The following is a 17,869-nucleotide window of genomic DNA, read 5'->3' on the forward strand; positions in this document are numbered from 1 at the left end:
AAGGAGCATCAGCGCCAATGGCACGACTCGCTGGCGTCGACCTCCCCCGCGAAAAGCGGTTGGAGATCGCGCTGACCTACATCTACGGCATCGGCCGTACGCGCTCCAAGCAGATGATCGCCTCCGCCGAGCTCAACGCGGACACCCGCGTCAAGGACCTCAGCGACGACGACCTCATCAAGCTGCGCGAGTACATCGATGAGAACTTCAAGGTCGAGGGTGACCTTCGCCGTGAGGTGAACGCCGACATCCGTCGCAAGATCGAGATCGGCACCTACCAGGGCCTGCGCTGGCGTCGCGGTCTGCCCGTCCGCGGTCAGCGGACCAAGACCAACGCCCGCACCCGCAAGGGTCCGAAGAAGACGGTCGCCGGCAAGAAGAAGGCTGGCAAGAAGTGAGCGTCCAGGGCAAGAAGGTCGTGCAGATGCGTGGCGGCAACCGCCACAGCTCGGCTTGTGTCTCGCCCAAGGCGCTCTATGCCCGCCCGATGGCGCTGCGCAACCTGTACACCGACGCCGGTTCCATCATCCGGCGCGGACAGCACGAGGCAGCCGCCGCTCACCTTCAGAACGCGCGCTAACAGGAGAACCCTCAAAACATGCCACCGAAGTCCCGCACTGCGGCAGGGACCAAGAAGGTCCGCCGTAAGGAAAAGAAGAACATCGCGCACGGTCACGCGCACATCAAGAGCACCTTCAACAACACCATCGTCTCGATCACGGACCCGACCGGTGCCGTGATCGCGTGGGCGTCGAGTGGTCACGTGGGCTTCAAGGGCTCGCGTAAGTCCACCCCGTTCGCCGCGCAGATGGCCGCCGAGAGCGCCGCCCGCAAGGCGGCCGAGCACGGCATGAAGAAGGTCGACGTGTTCGTGAAGGGTCCCGGCTCCGGCCGCGAGACCGCGATCCGTTCGCTTCAGGCCGCCGGCCTCGAGGTCGGCACCATCCAGGACGTGACCCCGCAGCCTCACAACGGCTGCCGCCCGCCCAAGCGGCGCCGGGTCTGAGGAACGGGGAGGAGTAAGAAGAAATGGCTCGTTACACCGGCCCCGCGACGCGTATTTCGCGTCGCCTGAAGGTTGACCTCATCGGCGGCGACCAGGCTTTCGAGCGTCGCCCCTATCCGCCCGGCCAGCACGGCCGCGGCCGGATCAAGGAGTCCGAGTACCTCCTGCAGTCGCAGGAGAAGCAGAAGGCTCGTTACACCTACGGCGTTCTCGAGCGCCAGTTCGTCCGGTACTACAAGGAGGCCGTGCGGCGTCCGGGTAAGACCGGCGAGGTGCTGCTGCAGATCCTCGAGTCCCGGCTGGACAACGTGATCTACCGCGCCGGCATCGCCCGCACCCGCCGTCAGGCGCGTCAGCTGGTGAGCCACGGCCACTTCCTGGTCAACGGCGTCAAGGTCAACGTCCCGTCCTACCAGGTCTCCAAGTGGGACATCATCGACGTGCGGCCCAAGTCGTTCGCGATGCTGCCCTTCGTGGTGGCCAAGGAGTCCTTCGGCGAGCGTCCGGTCCCGGCGTGGCTGCAGGTCGTCGCGTCGAACCTCCGCGTGCTGGTCCACCAGCTGCCGGAGCGCGCGCAGATCGACGTTCCGGTTCAGGAACAGCTGATCGTCGAGCTTTACTCCAAGTAGTTTTTGGGGGTCCAGGGGGCTTGCCCCCGGCTCGGGTCTGGGGCTCGGCCCCAGACGAACAGAGTCCGGCCCCGGTCGGACACGGGCGGCGGCGCCCAGAGTGCGCCGCCGCCAACGCCATCCCTTCGACGTCATATGGCGGGCGTCGTCTGGAAAGGAAACAAGAACAATGCTGATTTCCCAGCGGCCGGCTCTCGGCGAAGAGACGGTCAACGAGACCCGCTCCCGGTTCACCATCGAACCGCTGGAGCCCGGCTTCGGCTACACGCTCGGCAACTCGCTGCGGCGCACGCTGCTGTCGTCCATCCCGGGCGCGGCCGTGACGAGCATCCGCATCGACGGCGTGCTGCACGAATTCACCACGGTCCCGGGGGTGAAGGAAGACGTCACCGACATCATCCTGAACCTCAAGGAGCTGGTGGTGTCCTCGGAAGAGGACGAGCCGGTCACCATGTACCTGCGCAAGCAGGGCCCCGGTGAGGTCACGGCTGCCGACATCGTGCCGCCCGCGGGCGTCACCGTGCACAACCCGGACCTGCACATCGCGTCGCTGAACGGCAAGGGCAAGCTCGAGATCGAGCTCGTCGTCGAGCGCGGCCGCGGTTACGTTCCGGCCCTGCAGAACAAGCAGGCGGGCGCGGAGATCGGCCGGATCCCGGTCGACTCGATCTACTCGCCGGTGCTGAAGGTGACCTACAAGGTCGAGGCCACCCGTGTCGAGCAGCGCACCGACTTCGACAAGCTGATCCTGGACGTCGAGACCAAGCCGTCGATCACGCCGCGCGACGCGGTCGCGTCGTCCGGCAAGACGCTGGTGGAGCTGTTCGGCCTCGCCCGCGAGCTGAACGTCGACGCGGAGGGCATCGAGATCGGCCCGTCGCCGCAGGAGGCGGACACCATCGCCGCCTACGCGATGCCGATCGAGGACCTGGACCTCACCGTCCGGTCGTACAACTGCCTCAAGCGCGAGGGCATCCACACGGTGGGCGAGCTGGTCTCGCGCAGCGAGGCGGACCTGCTCGACATCCGCAACTTCGGCGCCAAGTCGATCGACGAGGTCAAGCTGAAGCTGGTCGGTCTCGGCCTGGCGCTCAAGGACAGCCCGCCCGGGTTCGACCCGACCGCGGCGGCCACCAGCTACGACGGTGAGGGCTGGTCGGAGAGCGTCACCGGCATCGGCGGCGGGATTTCGGACGAGGGCCACGACGATGGCCAGGACTACGCAGAGACCGAGCAGCTCTGAGGCTTCGCGCCTGGACGCTGTGAGCTGAACTAGGAGAAACGATGCCCACCCCTACCAAGGGAGCCCGGCTCGGCGGGTCCGCCGCGCACGAGCGGCTGATCCTGGCCAATCTGGCCACGCAGCTGTTCGAGCACGGCAAGATCACGACGACCGAGGCGAAGGCCCGCCGGGTGCGCCCGCTGGCCGAGAAGCTGATCACCAAGGCGAAGCGGGGCGACCTGCACAACCGTCGTCAGGTGCAGCGCGTCGTCCGTGACAAGGACGTCGTTCACAAGCTGTTCGCCGAGATCGGCCCGCACTTTTCGGAGCGCGCCGGCGGTTACACCCGCATCACCAAGACGGTGCCGCGCAAGGGCGACAACGCCCCGATGGCGGTCATCGAACTGGTCGCGGAGAAGACCGTGACGTCGGAGGCCGAGCGGGCTCGCAAGACGAAGTTCGCGAAGGACGAGAACGTCGCCGCTGTCGAGGCCGCCCCGGCCGCCGAGGAGACCACTGAGGTCGCCGAAGCTGCCGAGGAGACCACCGAGGCCCCGGCTTCGGACGAGGCTGCCGCTTCGGACGACGCGGACGCCAAGAAGGACTGACGTCCTGACGGCACAGTCGACACCGGACGAGCCCGCCACTCCCCACGGGGAGGGCGGGCTCGTTCGTCTGCGCCTGGACGTGAGCTACGACGGCACGGACTTCTCGGGCTGGGCCCGGCAACCGGGCCGTCGCACCGTCCAGGGCGTGCTGGAGGAGGCGCTGCAGCGGCAGCCACCCGGCGCCGCGGTGCCGAAGTCGGTCGTCGTGGCGGGCCGTACGGACGCCGGGGTGCACGCGACCGGACAGGTCGTGCACGTCGACGTCGTGCCGCTGCCGCCGGACACCACCGGCCGGATTCCCGTGGACGCGCACGGCATCCCGGACCTGGCCCGGATGACGGGCCGCTGGAACCGGCTCCTGCCCGGTGACGCCAGGGTGCTGCGCGCGCAGGTGGCCGCGCCGGGCTTCGACGCCCGTTTCTCCGCCATCCGACGGCACTACCGCTACCGGGTCTCCGACGCTCCCTGGGGTGTGGACCCGTTGCGCCGCAACGACACTCTCGCGTGGGGCCGTCCACTGTCGACGGACGCGATGAACGAGGCCGCGCAAGCCCTGCTGGGACTGCAGGACTTCGCCGCGTACTGCAAGCAGCGTGAGGGCGGCACGACGATCCGCGAGCTGCAGCGGCTCGTCTGGCGGCGCGTGGACGAGCACCTCGTCGAGGTCGAGGTCTCGGCCGACGCCTTCTGCCACTCGATGGTCCGCAGCCTCGTCGGCGCCCTCCTGCTGGTCGGTGACGGCCGCCGCGGCGGCGACTGGCCCGCCGAGGTCCTCGCGAGCGGCGTCCGGGACAGCGCCGTCGCCCCGGCCCACGGCCTCACCCTGACGGCCGTGGACTACCCGCCGGACGCGGAGCTGGCCGCGCGGGCGGAGCAGACCAGGAACGTGCGTACCTCACCAAAAGACTCGTGAGTGTTTATGACGGTTAGAACCGTCATAAACACTCACGAGTCTTTGGACGGGCGGAGGGCCGGCTCAGTCGCCGCGGCGGACGGGGCCGAGCAGCTGCTGCTCCTTCTGCGTGGTGACCAGGCGCAGCGGCCGCCACAGGTTGCGGCCCAGCGCCACCACCTGGTCGTCCTTCAGCGTGGTCAGCTGGCGCATCATCTGCGGCGGCAGGCGCCAGATGCGGGCGGCCAGCTCGGCCTGCCCGGCGGGCAGCCGCTGCATCAGCACGAGGTCGGCGGCGTTGGCCGTGGCGCCGGCCTGCGGGTGCAGGTACGGCAGCACGTACACGGTGGTCTGCCAGGCCGAGCGCGGCGGGAACAGGTCCTGCGGCGTCGGCCCGCCGTCGGTGACGACCAGCAGCGGCGCGTCCTCCGACGGGCGCGGCAGCTCGACCGGCGACAGGCGCCGGATCTGCACCAGCGGGGACGGCCGCCCGTCGCGGTCGCCCGCGGCCTGGGGGAGCACCTGCCAGGCCGCCGGACGCCCGGTGGCCACGACCACCCAGGCGCCGACGGCCATCGCGCGCATGGCCACCTGGCGGGCCAGGTAGAGCCCGCCGACGAGCACGATGCGGGTCGGCGTGGAGCGCAGCGCCGAGATGGTCAGCGGCTCGCCCTTGAGGCCCGAGCCGAGCACGATGCCGCCGCGGTCGCCCGAGGGGCTGATCGCGTCGAGCATTGCGGGGTCGACGGTGAACTCCGGTGCCACGCCGGCGTTCTGGCCGGCGTCGCGGACGCGGGAACTCATGCCGTACCTCCGATCGGCAGCGTCGCGGCGAAGGCCGAGATCTGCAGGCCCCGCAACGGCGTCAGGTCGACGCCCAGCCGTTCCGAGATGGTCTTCAGCCGCTGGTCGGCGACGTCCAGCTCACGCGGGTTGCGCGCGCTGATGCGGACGACGCCGCGCAGCCCGATCCGGCCCTCGTCGGACGCGGGCGAGATCGACATGGCGACCGTGGCCGACAGCGCGCGGACGCTGGTGAGCGCGTCCAGGCTGCCGCTGATCTTGCCCTTCGGCCAGCCGGTGATGGCGTAGCTGGAGTGCCCGATGCCGGCCGCGGTGACGCCCGTCCAGCTCTCCTGCAGCGAGACCTCCGTCGGCGAGCCAGCGACCGCGGTCAGCTCGGCCGCGGAGATGCTGGAGCGCAGCAGCTCGTCCGGGTCCAGCGGCCGCGTCGGCACGCCCTGGGACTCCAGCGCGTTGCGCACGCGGGACATCGCGCCGATCAGCGCGCGGTGGGCGCCGACGACGCCGCCGCCACGCTCCCGGATCGCCGCCGGGCAGCGCCGCGGGTCGAGCCGGATCGCGATCCACGTGGTCCGCCGGGCCGCCGCGGGCAGCGGGCCGAGCACCTCCATGTACGAGCTGAGCGCCGGCGAGTCCGACGGCAGCGCCGCGGAGCCGGGGTAGCTGTGCCAGATCATCTGGATCGAGTCGAGGACCACACCGCGGTCTTCGAGGCACGGGGCGAGCGCGGACAGCGGCAGGCTCGGCGCGCCGCCGGCCTGCGTGATCAGCGCGGGCGCCGGCTCGACGAGCAGCACGGCCGTCCAGGTGCCGTCGTTCCAGGCGAGGCCGACCTGCTGACGCTCGTGGTCGACGCCGTGCGCGACGACGAGGTCCGGCACGGCGAGGCGCAGCAGGTTCACCCGCGCGTCGTCCGGCCCGGTGACCGCGTTGTCCTCGCCCTCGGCCGCCAGCGACTCGAGGCTGCTCGGCGGCGGCGGGGTGGCGACGCGGTCGTGCGAACGGAAGCGGTAGCGCAGGGTCAGGCCGAGCCACTGGGTGAACCAGCGGCCGCCCCAGCGCAGGAACGCGAAGATCAGGCAGACCGCCGCGATGCCGATCGCGACGTACTTGAGCGACATGTTGATCGCGAGCAGCACCAGTCCGACCGCGACCCCGACCTCGAGCAGCACGAGGTTCGCCACGGGCAGCGGGCCGAGGCTGATGCCGCCGGAGCGACGGCGTGAGGGCGGGGCCATCCGGACCGCGGACGCGGCGCTCGGCTGAGGCGTGTCGCCGGGGCCGTCCGGTCCGGGGCCGCCAGGTCCGCCACCACCGGGTCCACCGGGGCCGCCACCACCGGGTCCACCGGGTCCACCGGGGCCGCCAGGTCCACCGGGACCGTTGCCGCCGGGGCCGCCAGGTCCGTTACTGCCGGGACTACCAGGTCCGCCGGGGCCAGCGGGCCCGTTACCGCCAGGGCCTCCCGGTCCGCCGGGGCCGCCAGGACCACCGGGTCCCTTGGGGCCGCCGGGTCCACCCGGGCCGCCGGGGCCCTTGGGCCCGCCGGGACCGCCCGGTCCACCGGGACCGCCGGGTCCCTTGGGGCCACCAGGACCACCAGGACCACCAGGCCCGCCAGGACCACCGGGTCCTTTGGGAGCGTTGGGAATTCCAGGGCCGCCGGGTCCACCGGGGCCACCAGGTCGAGGGCCGGGTCCGCCAGGGCCCGCAGGGCCGCCAGGTCCACCGGGAACCGCGCCGGGACCGCCCGGTCCACCCGGGCCGCGCGGCGGCAGAGCGGGTCCACCAGGACCGCCCGGTCCACCGGTTCTGCCGGGCCGCTGAGGCGGGCCGAGGGGGCGTCCCCCGGGCGGCGGCGGTGGCCCCGGGGGGCCAGGTTGGCGTGGAGGCGTGCTGACGGACATCCGCGCGTTCTCTTCCCCTCGTGCGTGCTGCGTACCCGGATAGCCGGTCCCGGGGTGTCCGACCCTAGCTTGAGTTGGTAGAAACCCCACACCAGACGGTCCCCGTACGGCTATCCTGCGGAACCGTACCGCGACGGGGAGGACTGTAGGTCGAGAATGCCATCAACACCCACGACTAAGTCTCAGGTTCAGGCCTACAAGTTCGTTCTGCGCCGGATGCAGTCAGCGCTGGTCCGGCGCGATGCCGTCATGCTCCACGACCCCATGCGCACGCATACGCGGGCGACCGTCGTGGGTGTGGTCCTCGGTGTCCTCGGCGCCGTCGTCTTCGTGCTGATCGCGCTGCTCAGCCCGGCACCGTCCGTGCCGGCGACGGACAACATCGTGATCGGCGAGCAGTCCGGCACCGTCTACGTGGTCTCCGGCAACCCGATCAAGCTGACCCCGACGTTCAACCTCGCGTCCGCGCGGCTGATCCTGATGGCGCAGAAGAAGAACGCGTCCCAGGGACAGGGCCAGGGGCCGGCCGGCGCGCAGCCGGCCGCGGCGGACGTGAAGATCCCGACCGTCGTCTCGGATGAACAGCTGAAGAACATCCCGCGGACGAAGCTGACCGGAATTCCGGACGGCCCGCAGCTGCTGCCCGACGCGAACCAGCGCATCACCCCCAACTGGGCGGTCTGCGACCAGGTGCGGCTCGACCCGCAGCTGCCGCAGCCGGACATCGGCAAGACCGACACCACGGTCGTCGCCGGGGTGGCGAACGTGGGCGCCGAGCTGCAGCAGGGCCAGGCGCTGCTCGGCGCGGCCGACAACGGCAAGACGTACCTGATCTACCGGCTGCCGGCCAACCAGAGCCGCCCGTCCGCGAACACGGTGCGGGCCGAGGTCAGCATGGAGACCAACGACCCGGCGCACTCGGCCCTCCAACTGCCGTCGCACGCGCGCAAGGTTTCGCAGGCCTTCCTGAACGCCATCCCGGAGGTCAACCCGCTGGTGGCGCCGGCCATCCCCGGCGCGGGCACCAGCCCGTCCGCGGACTTCGACGGCCTGACCGTCGGCGACGTCTTCTCGACCACGCCGGCCGGCCAGGAGCCGGAGTTCTGGCTGATCACGCAGACGGGCATCGAGAAGGTGAGCCCGGCCGTCGCCGACATCATCCGCGTGGCGCGCAACGGCGACAGCGGCACCATCCGGTCGCTCGGCCTCGACAAGACCAAGACCACCCAGCAGCTGCAGCCGACCGACAACGGCTACATCAAGGTCGACGACTTCCCGGCGAAGGTGCCGACCGTCCTCGACGCCACCCAGGGCTCGCCGGTCGCGTGCCTCGGCTGGTCGCTCAGCGCGGACAAGACGAGCGCCCACACGTCCGTCTACATGGGCCGCGAGCTGCCGGTGGACAAGAACGCCGACGGCTCGTCGAAGGTGCTCCCGGTCAGCGCCACGGGGCCGAACGGGCTGCCCATCACCGGCTTCTACATGACGCCGGGCTTCGGCGCGGTGGTGCAGTCGGCGACCGAGTCGCCCGCGACCTTCGGCAAGGGCCCGATCCAGCTGATCTCCGACCGCGGCATCCGTTACGGCGTGCCGGACGCCGCCACGGCCGACGGGCTCGGCCTGAACGACCGGCAGCCGGCGCCGGAGGCGATCATCGGCCTGCTGCCCACCGGCTCGTCGCTGAACACGCAGAACGTGCTCAAGCAGTTCGACTCCGTGCCGATCGACCCGAACGCGGGCGCGTTCCCGTCGGCGTCCACCCCGCCGGCCGGTAACTGACCGCCGGAACCACCGGCGGGTCCCAACCGTCCACACTCGAACACAGTCGGGTGAAGTGGAGGGCGTTGTGGCCCCAGGGCAGAACGCGTTGCGGATCGACGGCGTCGTCGTCGGTGGCTACGCGAAGCAGGTCGCGCAGGCGGCAGAGGAGCTGGACGCCGCGGCGGCCGGGGTGGGCGCCGCCGCGACCACGGCCGAGCGGTTCGGTGAGCTGGGCGGCCGGCTCGGCCTGGACCAGTCGTACGCACGGGCGTCGGACGCGCTCCGGCAGCAGCTCGCCACCGGGGCCGTCGCGCTCCGGTCGGCGGCTGCCGCGCTGGAGCAGCTCGCCTCGGGCCACGCGCAGCGTGACGCCGACGCGGCCGAGCGGATCACCAGCGCCGGGAGGACCTCGTGACGGAACCGTCGCTCGCCTTCGTCTCGGATCTCGCGCGTGAACTCGGCGCGACCGACCCGGTCGAGACGTACTACCGGCCTCTCGCGGGCCGTTGGGAGGAGCTGAGCGCGGAGGCTGAACGCCTGCGTGCGGCGGCGAAGACCGCGGCCGGTGCCTCCGGTGGCCTGAATGACGAGCTGGGCCGCCTCGACGCGTCCTGGTCCGGCGCGGACGCCGACGCGTTCATCGCCTACATGAGTGAAATCCGGTCGGCGAGCGAAGGCGTCGAGGACGCTCTCGACGCGCTGGCGGACGCGCTGGACGAGCTGGTCACCTCGCTGACCGGGATCGTCCACGACGCCGAGGACGTGCTCGTGGACGCGGCCGACGTGCTGTCCGAGTCGGCGATGCTGCCGTCCGGCGGCACCAGCCGCGCCCGCGCGCAGCTGCGCGAGACCGAGCAGTCGATGAAGTCGCTCCACGACGCCGCCGAGCACGTACTGCAGGGCTTCGGCCAGCTGTGCGACGGCGTCGACGCACCGCCCGGCACGGCGTCGAGCATCGAGGTCCGGCACCGGTACCCGCAGGAGCAGTTCCGCCTCCACGACGAGGACGCGCAGCCGGCCGCCACCGCGGGCGGCTCGGAGCCGGCGTCCGGGACGCTTCCCGCCGACCCGGCGCCGCATCAGTCGCACGGTGGCCCGGCCCCGCAGGGCGACCAGCCGCAGCCCGCGGCAGTGGCCTCGGGCTCGGGTTCGGGTTCGGGGGAGACGCCCGCGTCCGCCCCGGCCGACGACGGCGTTTCCCCTTCCGGCGCGGACGATTCCGTGTCCCCGTCGGCGACCGGCGATTCCCACGACGGCAAGCACACCGCCGCCGACCCGGGGATGGAGCAGGGCCAGGCGGGCGCCGTCCCGCTCACGCCGGAGCCGGCGGCCGCGGCCGCGCCGGCCGCCGCGCAGAACCAGTCCGGCGGGATGGCGATGATGCCCATGGGTGGCATGGGCGGAATGGGCGGCGGCGGTGGTGGCGGCGGTACGCAGCACAAGTCGAAGCACCAGACGGTCGCGAAGCGGCCGGAGCTGTTCGGCGAGCCGGCCAACGTCACCCCGCCCGTGATCGGCGAGGACCCCAAGAGCGCTCAGAAGCCCGGTAAGAAGCCGAAGACCGGGAAATGACCAAAGACCCCCTCACTGCCGGGAAAGGCGGTGAGGGGGTCTTTGAGTACGGGCCGGCGGCCGGTCAGCGCGAGGGCGTCGACGGAGGTGCCGTCGAGCGGTTGCGCCGGATCGTGTGCATGACGAACAGCGTGATCAGCAGCGCCAGCACCCCGCCGCCGGTGCCGGCCAGCGCGACGATCATCGGGGTGGAGCTCTGGCCGTCGCCGGGAGGCAGTTGTGCCTGCTGCACCATGGGCTTCGGCGTCGCCAGCGCGCCGACGTCGCCCGGCAGGTTGGCGGTCAGCGCGGCCACCGGGTCGATCACGCCGTAGCCGACGTACTCGTCACGGCCGCCCGGGGCCGCCGGGTGCTGCGCGGTCGCCTCGATGCGCTGGATCACCTGGCGCGCGCTGAGGTTCGGGAACATCTGCCGCACGAGCGCGGCCACTCCGGCGACGTACGGCGACGCGAAGCTGGTGCCCTGGATCGGCGAGGTCTGGCTGCCGCTGGAGATGGTCAGGTTGGCCAGCCCGGTCGAGCCCTCGGCCGGGTCCAGCGACACGATCTCGGTGCCCGGCGCGGCGACGCCGACCCACGGGCCGTGCACGCTGAAGCTCGCCACGCCACCGGTGCGGTCGATCGCGCCGACCGAGAGCACGTCGTCGGCGAACCACGGCGGCGTGACGATCGAACGCGGCTTGTTCGCGTCCGCCTGGTCGTTCTGCGGGCAGGTGTCGGAGACGTTGCCCGCGGCCGCGACGACCACCACGTCCCGGTCCGCCGCGTACTTCACCGCGGCCTGGACCTTCTGCTCGCCGTCCTGGATGGTGCCGTCGGCGGCGCGGCAGTGGTCCACCGACATGTTCACGACCTTGATGTCGCCCCGGTCGGCGATGTTGCGGATGATCTCGGCGAGCGTCTGCAGCGTGCCCGCCGTGCCACCCTTCTCCAGCTGGCGCTGGTCTCCCTTGTCGTCCTGCTGGGAGTTGGTGCCGCCGGGCTGGCCACCGCCACCGCCACCGGAGGTCGACGGCGGGAGCGAGGAGCCGCCACTCGGCTGACCGCTGTTGTTCGGCTGGCTCGAGCTGCCGCCGCCCGTGCTGCTCTGGTCCTTCTCGCCGTAGTTCTCGCTCAGCTGCCGGTAGGAGACGATCGTGGCGTCCGGTGCGACGCCGATGAAGCCGACCTGGGGGTTGTCCGGCTTGGCCGCGATGATGCCGGCGACCTCGGTGCCGTGACCGTCGCAGTCCTGCAGGCTCGGGTCCGCGTGGTTGGTCGGCGGGGCGACGTAGTCGACGCCGCCGCTCTGCACCCGGCCCCCGAACCACGGGTGCGGGGTGACGCCGGTGTCGATCACGCCGATCTTCTGGTTGCCGCCGACATTGCCGAACTTGGCACGGACGATGTCCTGCGCCTTCGGCAACTGCAGGTAGTCCTGGCCCCAGGGGCGGTAGTTGATGTCGACGTTGCCGAGCGTGCTGCGCTGCACGCAGGCGGTCTTCTGCTGGTAGTCCTTGTCCGGCTTCTTCTCGTCCGACGGCAGCTTGGACATGTCCACCGGTGGCGGCACCGCCCAGGAGCCCGCGGCGTTCGTGGTCTGTGCGAGCGCCGGCGAGGCGACGGCGAACGGGGACAGCACCCCCAGCCCGGCGGACAGCAGGACGACTCCGACGCGGCCGGTGCGGCCGAGCTTCCTGGCGGCGGGACGCATGCGGCCGGTCACTTGAGGTTCAGGTGTCGCAGCGTCGTGTAGAGGTCCATCACGCCCAGCGCGAGCGGGAGCACCACGGCGATGCAGATCGCCTCGAGGATCTCCACGGTCCGCCGCAGCGGCGGCGAGAAGCGCTGGTTCGGGAAGATCACGCCGACCACGAGCGCGCCCGCGCCGACCAGGATCAGCGCGCCGAAGACGTACATCACGCGCTGGTCCGCCGAGGCCGAGGTCATCCACCCGATCAGGATGCCCGCGGCCGCCACCATGCCGGTGGTCAGCAGCGCGATGGCCTGCGCGCCGTTCGCGTAGGCCCGTGCGCGCAGCAGCAGCACGAGCGTGGCGACCACGCCGAGGATGATGCCGAAGACGCCGGGGGCGGTCGCCGCGATCACGGCCGAGATCGCCGTGACGGTGCCGCAGCCGATCATCAGGCCGGTCATGTAGTCGTGGGCGATCGAGGTGCGCTGCTCGATGGCGTGGTAGTCCGGGAAGCCGGTGTCCTCCTTCAGCTCCTCCGCGGTGCTGGGCACGTGCGGCAGGGGGAGCTTCGCGAGCCAGATGGTCGCGCGGGGCAGGATCGAGATGCAGGCGAGCGCGACGGCGACCGCACCGGCGGCGACGCCGGCCGCCGGCTCCGTCGAGATCAGCGTCGCGGCCAGGAAGGCGAGCGCGCCGAAGGTGCCGACCGTGGCGGCCGCGATGAAGACGGTGATGCCCGCGCCGATGACCGCGATGCAGACGGACGCGACGATCAGCACCAGCACGCTGCCCAGCAGCAGGTTCGCGCGCACCGAGAGCCCCGGCACGATGTAGAACCCGCTCACGAACGCCAGCGGCAGGCCGCCCGAGGCGGCGATCAGCACGCCCGTGGCCTCCGCCTGGTACGCCTTCGCCAGCGTCGCGCCGATCGCGACGCACGCGATCGCGCCGATGCCGCCGGCGATGGCGGGGGCGATCGCGCTGCCGCCGTAGAGGGACCCGCTCAGGAACAGCGCGAGCGCGGACAGCGCCAGCGCCAGCCCGCCCGCGACGTGGCCGAAGCGGCGTGCGGTCTCCTTGGTCCAGGGCCGGAAGCTGTCCGGCGCGGACTCCGCGATGGCGTCCACGACGTCGTCGTACAGCGGCGGCGGCGGGTTCTCGTTGCGCTTGCGCAGCTGCAGCAGCTCGCCGTCGATGATCCCGAGCGACGCCAGCGTCCGGCTCGGGTCGAGTGCGGCGTCGCCGAGTTTGGCCAGTGCCCAGCCGCCGTGGCGGGCGCCGCCGTCCGGCGAAGTCTCCTTCGCCATGTCCAGCAGCATGGGCAGCAGGTCGGCCACCGCGACGTCCGCCGGCAGCGCGACGTCGATCCGGGTGTTGGGTGCCACCACCGTCACCCTGCTGAAAACCGTCGTGCCCGTTGCCACTAGTTGCCCCCGCTCTGATGAGTCAGCTCCCGGGGGAACTTATACCGGACCCGGGCGACCCTTACACCGACTGTCTGAAAATGACCGGCGAAAGTACCTTGCCGTACCACCGGGGGCGGCCGCTACCGGGCGCGGACGCGGTGAGTGGATCTTTACTGTCGGTGGTGGGTCGTAGACTCTGGCCGCGAGAGGAAACGGGTGGGCGAACGACCCGCCGTGGGGGCTGAACGGGCCGGATCCGGGCGTTGCCCGGATTTCCACGGCGACGTTCGATAGGTTGTGCCGCGCACCCGAGCGCAGACCGCCGGCCGCCGTCGTCGAGTAGGAATAGAGGGGCCTCGATGAGCACGCTGCAGTTCAAGAAGTCGCCGCGGCTGGCCGCGCCGCGCCCGCCGGGCGGCGAGGTGCACCTCGAGCCACCACCCGAGGTGCCCCGCACGATCCCGGGCAGCATCATCGCGAAGCTGATTCCCGGCGTGATGATCTTCGCCTCGCTCGGGATGATGGGCTTCATGTTCACGTCGTCCAAGGGCAACCCGACGACGATCATGATGAGCGGCATGATGCTGATGGGCACCGTCGGCATGCTCGCGGGCGGCGGCGGCAAGGGCGGCGGCGCCAAGAAGGCCGAGATGGACGAGGACCGCAAGGACTACCTGCGCTACCTCGGCCAGATGCGCGACCGCGCCCGTGAGGCGATGGTCGACCAGCGCGCCGCGCTCGAGTGGGTGCACCCGGACCCGCAGAGCCTGTGGTCGCTCGCGGCCAGCCGCCGCATGTGGGAGCGCCGGCAGAACGACCAGGACTTCCTCCACCTGCGCGTCGGCCGCAGCTCGCACCGTCTCGCCACGCGGCTGGTCCCGCCCCAGACCGGCCCGGTCGACGAGCTGGAGCCGATCGCCACCCTCGCGCTGCGCCGGTTCGTGCGCGCGCACTCGATCGTGCCCGATCTGCCCACGCAGATCACCCTGCGCGGGTTCGCCGCGGTGAGCATGCAGGGCGACCGCGCGCTGACCCGCGGCCTCGCCCGCGCCATGGTCGCGCAGCTGGTCGCCTTCCACGGCCCCGACGACGTGATGATCGCGATCGCCACCGCGGGCCGGGCGAAGGAGGAGTGGGAGTGGGCGAAGTGGCTCCCGCACGTCCAGCACCCCACCCTGTCCGACGGCATCGGGCAGCTGCGCATGATGGCCGGCTCGCTCGCCCAGATCGAGCAGTGGCTCGACGAGGAGCTGCGTGACCGGCAGCGGTTCTCCCGCAACGCCACGCCGGCCCCGGACCAGCCGCACGTCGTGATCATCGTCGACGACGCCGAGGTCACCCGCGAGGAGCAGATCATCCTCGAGGAGGGCCTGGTCGGCGTCACGCTGATCGACCTGTCCGAGTCCGTCGGCAACCTCGCCGCCCGCCGTGGCCTGCGGCTGGTCGTCGAGCCGGAGCGCCTCGGCGCCCGCAGCGCCGGCGGAGTGGAGTGGTTCGGCCGTCCGGACACGCTCACGGTCGTCGAGGCCGAGGCGCTGTCCCGGCTGATCGCGCCGTACCGCGTCGGCACCGCGACCGGCGCGGATGTGAGCGACGAGGAGCCGCTCCTGTCCAACCCGTCGCTGCTGGAGCTGCTCGGCATCCCCGGCGACCCGATGACCTTCGACGTCCAGCAGGCCTGGCGGCCCCGCCCGATCCGCGACCGCTACCGCGTGCCGTTCGGCGTCGGCGAGTACGGCCAGCCGGTCGAGCTGGACATCAAGGAAGCCGCGGCCGAAGGCATGGGCCCGCACGGCCTGTGCATCGGCGCCACCGGTTCCGGTAAGTCGGAGTTCCTCCGCACGTTGGTGCTGGGCATGCTCGCCACGCACTCGTCGAGCACGCTCAACTTCGTCCTGGTCGACTTCAAGGGTGGTGCGACGTTCCTCGGGCTGGACAAGGCGCCGCACGTCTCCGCGGTCATCACCAACCTCGCGGACGAGGTCACGCTGGTCGACCGTATGCGCGACGCGCTGGCCGGCGAGATGAACCGGCGCCAGGAGGCGCTGAAGAACGGCGGTAACTTCAAGAACGTCTGGGAGTACGAGAAGGCCCGCGAGAACGGCGCCGACCTCGACCCGCTGCCCGCGCTGTTCATCGTCTGTGACGAGTTCTCCGAACTGCTGGCGGCGAAGCCGGACTTCATCGACCTGTTCGTCGCCATCGGCCGGCTGGGCCGGTCGCTGCAGATGCACATGCTGCTCGCCTCGCAGCGGCTCGAAGAGGGCAAGCTGCGCGGGCTCGACTCGCACCTGTCGTACCGGATCGGCCTGAAGACGTTCTCCGCGGCGGAGTCCCGCGCGGCGATCGGCGTGCCGGACGCGTTCGAGCTGCCGTCGGTCCCCGGTGGCGGTTACCTCAAGTTCGACACGTCCACGCTGGTGCGGTTCAAGGCGTCCTACGTCTCGGGCGCGTACCGGCCGGCCGGCATCCAGGCGGCCGGCCCGGCCGCCACGGTGGTGCGCGCGGACAAGCGGCCGCAGCTGTTCGTGCCGGACTTCGTGGAGCTGCCGAAGGAACCCGAGCCGCAGCAGCAGCTCGAGGAAGAGCCGAAGGCGGAGGAGAAGCAGCCCGAAGAGGCGGTCGAGCCGAGCGAGCTCGACGTCATCGTCTCGCGGCTGGTGGGCCAGGGCCCGCCGGCGCACGAGGTGTGGCTGCCGCCGCTGAACGAGCCGAACTCGCTGGACACGCTGCTGCCGAACCTGAACCCCACGGACGACCGTGGGCTGTCCCCGGTCGGGTTCTTCGGAAACGGCAGGCTGCAGGTGCCGATGGGCATCGTCGACCGGCCGTACGAGCAGCGGCGCGACATGCTGTGGGCGGACTTCGCCGGTGCGGCGGGCCACGGTGTGCTCGCCGGCGGGCCGCAGTCGGGCAAGTCGACCATGCTCCGCACGCTGATCATGTCGATGGCGCTCACGCACACGCCGGAAGAGGTGCAGTTCTACTGCCTCGACCTCGGTGGTGGCACGCTGGCCGGCCTGGCCGACCTGCCGCACGTCGGCGGGGTCGCGGTGGCCCGGCGTGAGCCGGACAAGGCCCGCCGCATCGTCGCCGAGCTGACCACCCTGCTCACCGAGCGGGAGGGCCGGTTCGGGGCCATGGGCATCGACTCGATGAACGAGTTCCGCAACCGCAAGCGCCGCGGCGAGATCCCGCCGGAGCAGGACGCGTTCGGCGACGCGTTCCTGGTGGTGGACAACTGGCGGGCGCTGCGCGACGACTTCGAGGAGCTCGAGACCTCGATCACCCGGCTGGCCACGCAGGGCCTGTCGTACGGCGTGCACGTGGTGATCTCGGCCAACCGCTGGGCCGACCTGCGCCCGGCGATCAAGGACATGCTGGGCACGCGGTTCGAGCTGCGCCTCGGTGACCCGACCGAGTCGGACATCGACCGCCGCACCGCGGTCAACGTCCCGGCCGGCCGCCCCGGTCGTGGCCTGACCCGGGAAAAGCTGCACATGCTCACCGGCCTGCCGCGGATCGACGGGTCCAGCGACGCGGACACAGTCGCCGCGGGCGTGGCGGACGCCGTCGCGAAGGTCCGTGGCGCGTGGCGTGGCCGCCCGGCCCCGCAGGTCCGCCTGCTGCCGGAGATGATCACCTACGAAGACGTCCTCAGGGCCGACACGAGGCGCGACTCCAAGCTGGTGCCGATCGGCGTCAACGAGGAAGACCTCCAGCCGATCTACCTGGACTTCAACGCCGACCCGCACTTCTTCGCGTTCGCGGACGGCGAGTCGGGCAAGACGAACCTGCTGCGGCAGATCGTGCGGGGCATCACCGACCGGTTCACGTCGCAGGAGGCCGTGATCCTGCTGGTCGACTACCGCCGCACGATGCTCGGGTTCCTCAGCGGCGACTCGCTGCTCGGGTACGCCGTGTCGGCGACGCAGCTGGACAGCATGGTCCAGGACGTCTACGGGTCGATGACGCGGCGCCTGCCGGGTCCGGACGTCACCCAGGAGCAGCTGAAGACGCGGTCCTGGTGGACCGGGCCGGACCTGTTCATCCTGGTCGACGACTACGACCTGGTGGTCACGCAGACCAACAACCCGCTCAAGCCGCTCTCGGACTTCCTGGCCCAGGCGAAGGACGTCGGCCTGCACCTGATCGTCGTCCGCCGCACCGGTGGCGCGAGCCGGGCGTCGTACGACCCGATCATCGGCAAGCTCAAGGAGATCGCGGCGCCGGGCATGGTCATGAACGGCTCGAAGGACGAGGGTGCGCTGATCGGCAACATCAGGCCGAGCGCCATGCCGCCGGGCCGGGGCAACCTGCTCACCCGCAAGGCGGGCAAGCAGCTCGTGCAGGTGTCGTGGATCCAGCCGGACTGAGGTCGGCAGGA

15 protein-coding genes are annotated in these 17,869 nt (G+C 71.4%); 11 read left to right on the forward strand and 4 right to left on the reverse strand.

Annotated features, from left to right (window positions below; translation table 11 throughout):
• Positions 1 to 17 precede the first annotated feature (17 nt).
• From rpsM to truA, 7 genes are all read left to right on the forward strand, one after another.
• Positions 18 to 398: a 30S ribosomal protein S13 gene (rpsM, locus tag OG943_RS40690; RefSeq protein ID WP_328606207.1), complete on the forward strand. Its 381-nt coding sequence runs from the start codon at positions 18 to 20 to the stop codon at positions 396 to 398.
• The gene (locus OG943_RS40695) at positions 395 to 580 is read left to right on the forward strand and encodes a hypothetical protein (protein WP_328606208.1); all 186 of its coding nucleotides are present in this window, start codon (positions 395 to 397) and stop codon (positions 578 to 580) included. The genes rpsM and OG943_RS40695 overlap by 4 nt, the downstream gene beginning before the upstream one ends.
• Before the next feature lie 18 nt (positions 581 to 598).
• A complete protein-coding gene (gene rpsK, locus OG943_RS40700) occupies positions 599 to 1,006 on the forward strand; it encodes a 30S ribosomal protein S11 (RefSeq protein ID WP_091618530.1) in 408 nt (135 codons plus the stop codon).
• Between the two features lie 23 nt (positions 1,007 to 1,029).
• Complete coding sequence (rpsD, locus tag OG943_RS40705) at positions 1,030 to 1,635, forward strand: 30S ribosomal protein S4 (protein ID WP_328606209.1); 606 nt, start codon at positions 1,030 to 1,032, stop codon at positions 1,633 to 1,635.
• 169 nt (positions 1,636 to 1,804) lie between these two features.
• Positions 1,805 to 2,878 (forward strand): DNA-directed RNA polymerase subunit alpha, encoded by a 1,074-nt coding sequence (locus OG943_RS40710; RefSeq protein WP_328606210.1) that lies wholly within the window; start codon positions 1,805 to 1,807, stop codon positions 2,876 to 2,878.
• Positions 2,879 to 2,919: 41 nt separating this feature from the next.
• Positions 2,920 to 3,465 carry a 50S ribosomal protein L17 gene (rplQ, locus tag OG943_RS40715; protein WP_328606211.1) on the forward strand — a complete coding sequence of 182 codons (546 nt, stop codon included), beginning with the start codon at positions 2,920 to 2,922 and terminating at the stop codon, positions 3,463 to 3,465.
• 73 nt (positions 3,466 to 3,538) lie between these two features.
• Positions 3,539 to 4,378 (forward strand): tRNA pseudouridine(38-40) synthase TruA, encoded by an 840-nt coding sequence (truA, locus tag OG943_RS40720; RefSeq protein ID WP_328612286.1) that lies wholly within the window; start codon positions 3,539 to 3,541, stop codon positions 4,376 to 4,378.
• A 63-nt stretch (positions 4,379 to 4,441) separates the two neighbouring features.
• On the opposite strand, the gene OG943_RS40725 is transcribed toward truA, so the two are convergent.
• Together OG943_RS40725 and eccE are read right to left on the reverse strand one after the other, a co-directional pair.
• Positions 4,442 to 5,161 carry a hypothetical protein gene (locus OG943_RS40725; RefSeq protein WP_328606212.1) on the reverse strand — a complete coding sequence of 240 codons (720 nt, stop codon included), beginning with the start codon at positions 5,159 to 5,161 and terminating at the stop codon, positions 4,442 to 4,444.
• Positions 5,158 to 6,399 (reverse strand): type VII secretion protein EccE, encoded by a 1,242-nt coding sequence (gene eccE, locus OG943_RS40730; protein WP_328606213.1) that lies wholly within the window; start codon positions 6,397 to 6,399, stop codon positions 5,158 to 5,160. The genes OG943_RS40725 and eccE overlap by 4 nt, the downstream gene beginning before the upstream one ends.
• Positions 6,400 to 7,224: 825 nt before the next feature.
• Between eccE and eccB the strand changes: the two genes are divergently transcribed.
• From eccB to OG943_RS40745, 3 genes are all read left to right on the forward strand, one after another.
• Positions 7,225 to 8,847 carry a type VII secretion protein EccB gene (gene eccB / locus OG943_RS40735; RefSeq protein ID WP_328606214.1) on the forward strand — a complete coding sequence of 541 codons (1,623 nt, stop codon included), beginning with the start codon at positions 7,225 to 7,227 and terminating at the stop codon, positions 8,845 to 8,847.
• A gap of 67 nt (positions 8,848 to 8,914) precedes the next feature.
• Positions 8,915 to 9,244, forward strand: a complete 330-nt coding sequence (locus OG943_RS40740) for a hypothetical protein (RefSeq protein WP_328606215.1) — start codon at positions 8,915 to 8,917, stop codon at positions 9,242 to 9,244.
• Complete coding sequence (locus OG943_RS40745) at positions 9,241 to 10,401, forward strand: WXG100 family type VII secretion target (RefSeq protein WP_328606216.1); 1,161 nt, start codon at positions 9,241 to 9,243, stop codon at positions 10,399 to 10,401. The genes OG943_RS40740 and OG943_RS40745 overlap by 4 nt, the downstream gene beginning before the upstream one ends.
• Positions 10,402 to 10,465: 64 nt before the next feature.
• Here the strand turns inward: OG943_RS40745 and OG943_RS40750 are convergent, their stop codons facing one another.
• Complete coding sequence (locus OG943_RS40750; protein WP_328606217.1) at positions 10,466 to 12,094, reverse strand: S8 family serine peptidase; 1,629 nt, start codon at positions 12,092 to 12,094, stop codon at positions 10,466 to 10,468.
• A gap of 8 nt (positions 12,095 to 12,102) precedes the next feature.
• The gene (gene eccD / locus OG943_RS40755; RefSeq protein WP_328606218.1) at positions 12,103 to 13,470 is read right to left on the reverse strand and encodes a type VII secretion integral membrane protein EccD; all 1,368 of its coding nucleotides are present in this window, start codon (positions 13,468 to 13,470) and stop codon (positions 12,103 to 12,105) included.
• Positions 13,471 to 13,841: 371 nt separating this feature from the next.
• Here eccD and eccCa point away from each other — a divergent pair, with 371 nt between their 5' ends.
• Complete coding sequence (gene eccCa, locus OG943_RS40760; protein ID WP_328606219.1) at positions 13,842 to 17,858, forward strand: type VII secretion protein EccCa; 4,017 nt, start codon at positions 13,842 to 13,844, stop codon at positions 17,856 to 17,858.
• Positions 17,859 to 17,869 lie beyond the last annotated feature (11 nt).

This window comes from Amycolatopsis sp. NBC_00345, assembly GCF_036116635.1.
In the GTDB taxonomy this organism is placed as follows: Bacteria; Actinomycetota; Actinomycetes; order Mycobacteriales; family Pseudonocardiaceae; genus Amycolatopsis.